The following is a 2604-nucleotide window of genomic DNA, read 5'->3' as shown; positions in this document are numbered from 1 at the left end:
CCGGCCCCCGGCAGGGCCGGCGCGGCCCGATCGCCACGGGTCGATCGGGCTGGGGTCACCCCGGCCGCGGGAGGAACGGGAGTCGACGGCGAGGGCCGCTGGTATCGGTATCAGTAGCCGTAGCGGGCGTAGACCCTGGCGCGGATGCTCGGGGCGTCGGCGCGGTATTTCTGCCAGAGATCCCGGGCCGGCGTGCGGCCGCGGCAGACCACGTCGCGCAGCGCCACGAGGAAATTCTGGTCGTCTTCAGCCGGATCGCGGTCGGAGATCAGATCGAGAACGGCCGAACGGATCGAGGAGGGGAACCGATCGTCGGAGGAAAGCGTATCGCGGGGCATGGCGAAGCTCCTTTGTCGATGGAGCCACAATACCTTGCAAGCCGTTACGAAACCGTGAGCCGCCCGTCAATCACCTGTCAATAACCGGGGTCGCCGCGCGATCCCGCATGCCGCGCGGCAGGGGCGACGGCGACCGCCCGCGCTCGGCCCCGCCCGTCCGGAGCTTCAGTAGCTCCACGCGGCATAGATCCGCGACAGATCGCCCGCCCATTCGCCGCGGTATTTCGCCAGCAGCTCGTCGGACAGGGTCTGGCCGGTGGCGACGGTCTCCTGCAGCGCGCTCAGGAAATGGCTCTCGTCGGCGACCAGCCCGCCGGCACCGGGGCGTGCGCGCGCCTTCAGCCCGGCCTCGGCGATGCCCAGGACCTCGCCGGCGAAATCGCGGATGCTGCGCCCGGCGACATTCGCGCGCAGACCGTATTTGGCCGCGTCATGGCGGAACTGCTCGCGGGTCTCCGCGCTCCAGCCCTTGCAGAGATCCCAGGCCGCATCGAGCGAGGCCTGGTCGTAGAGCAGCCCCACCCAGAGCGCGGGCAGCGCGCAGAGCCGCCGCCACGGGCCGCCGTCGGCCCCGCGCATCTCCATGAACCGCTTGATCCGCGCCTCCGGGAAGATCGTGGTCAGATGATCCGCCCAGTCCGAGAGCGTCGGCTTCTCGCCCGGCAGCGCCGGAAGCTCGCCCTTCAGGAAATCCCGGAACGACTGCCCCAGCGCGTCGACGTACTTCCCGTCGCGGTAGACGAAATACATCGGCACATCGAGCGCATAATCGACATAGCGCTCGAAGCCCATGCCGTCCTCGAAGACGAAGGGCAGCATGCCGGTGCGGTCGGCGTCGAGATCGCGCCAGATCCGCGCCCGCCAGGACTGCCAGCCGGTGTCCTTGCCCTCGAAGAACGGCGAATTGGCGAAGAGCGCCGTGGCGACCGGCTGCAGCGCCAGCGCGACACGGAACTTCTGCACCATGTCGGCCTCGGAGGCGAAGTCGAGGTTCACCTGCACGGTGCAGGTCCGGTACATCATCATCGTGCCGGTCGTGCCGACCTGCCCCATGTAGCGGGTCATCAGCGCATAGCGCCCCTTGGGCATCACCGGCATCTGGTCGTGGGTCCATTCCGGCGCCGCCCCGAGCCCGATGAAGCCCGCGCCGATCTCGTCGGCCACCGAGCGCACCTCGCGCAGATGCTCGTTCACCTCGTCGCAGGTCTCGTGGATGGTGTGGAGCTGCGCCCCCGACAGTTCCAGCTGCCCGCCCGGCTCGAGGCTGATATTGGCGCCGTCCTTGTAGGAGAGGCCGATGATCTTGCCCGCCTCCTCGACCGGCATCCAGCCGTAGCGGTCCCGCAGCCCCTCCAGCATGGCGCGGATGGAGCAGGGCCCCTCGTAGGGAAGCGGCAGGTGGTCCTTCAGGAAATAGCCGAACTTCTCGTGCTCGGTCCCGATCGTCCATTGCTCGCGCGGACGGCATCCCGAAGCGAGGTATTCGGCCAGCTGCCCGTCATGCTCGATGAGGCCGCCGCCGGACTGGGGAATTGACATGGGGGCGCGGCTCCGTGCTTCTGGCGTCGGGCCTGCACTTAGACCGCGCCCGGCGGCGAGACAAGCTGCAACCCGCGGCCTCCAGGGCCACCGCCATTGGAGCTCATTCTTTCTATCTCGACTGTCCCACAGCAAGACGAGGGCAGCGCCCGGCTGGGGCGGGGCGGGCGCTGCCCGGCGGTGCCTGGCCTCGGCGGGATGGTGAAACTAGGCGCGCCTGGACTTCGGGCGGAGGGGATCGCGTGGCCGAATGCGAATCCCCCCAAAGCCTGCGGCCCGATCAATGCGGCCCGATCCGCCGCGGCCCCGGCCCCGTACCGGTCGGCGCCGGGCGCGTCCAGACAGGCGCCGGCGGCCGACCGCTCCGGGCGACCGCCGCGACGCCGGCGCCGAGGTCGATGCCGGGCAGTGCCGCCAGCGCGTCCGGGATCCGCTCGGCCCCCGCGGCCCCGAGCGGGATCGCCAGCCGGGAGCCGTCTTCGGATGTCAGCAGCCAGGCGTGGCCCGACCGGCCCGTCGCCACGATCTCCACCCGCTCGAGCGCCGGAATATCGGCGAAGCCGCCGCCCTGGGGCGCGAAATAGGCGATCCTGCCCTCGTCCACCTCGACGATGCCCGCCGCGGCCTTGTCGGCGCCCAGCGCGATGCGGCGCAAGGCGGCGCGAAGCAGGGCACCGCCCCCGAGCGCGACCGCCGCCCCGAGCAGCGCGCCGAGGGGTGCGAAGGG

Annotated in this window: 2 protein-coding genes and 1 pseudogene; all 3 read right to left on the bottom strand. The window is 70.8% G+C overall.

Annotated elements, in window-relative coordinates; translation table 11 throughout:
* Positions 1 to 110: 110 nt before the first annotated feature.
* Entirely contained in the window at positions 111 to 338 is a 228-nt protein-coding gene (locus tag V7050_RS20265) for a hypothetical protein (RefSeq protein WP_324370141.1), read from the bottom strand.
* Positions 339 to 503: 165 nt separating this feature from the next.
* On the bottom strand, positions 504 to 1877 hold the full coding sequence (locus V7050_RS20260; RefSeq protein ID WP_324370139.1) for a glutamate--cysteine ligase: 1374 nt from the start codon (positions 1875 to 1877) through the stop codon (positions 504 to 506).
* A 280-nt stretch (positions 1878 to 2157) separates the two neighbouring features.
* Positions 2158 to 2604 (bottom strand): annotated as a pseudogene (locus V7050_RS20255) (hypothetical protein); the annotation flags it as partial.

This window comes from Amaricoccus sp. (assembly GCF_036846665.1).
Lineage (GTDB): Bacteria > Pseudomonadota > Alphaproteobacteria > Rhodobacterales > Rhodobacteraceae > Amaricoccus.
The sequence above is the reverse complement of the archived record's forward strand: the minus strand, read 5'-3'. Positions and strand labels throughout refer to the sequence as shown.

Excerpts from the sequence above, each read along its gene's own strand:
- V7050_RS20265 (WP_324370141.1), bottom strand. The coding sequence starts at position 338 with ATGCCCCGCGATACGCTTTCCTCCGACGATCGGTTCCCCTCCTCGATC.
- V7050_RS20260 (WP_324370139.1), bottom strand. The coding sequence starts at position 1,877 with ATGTCAATTCCCCAGTCCGGCGGCGGCCTCATCGAGCATGACGGGCAG.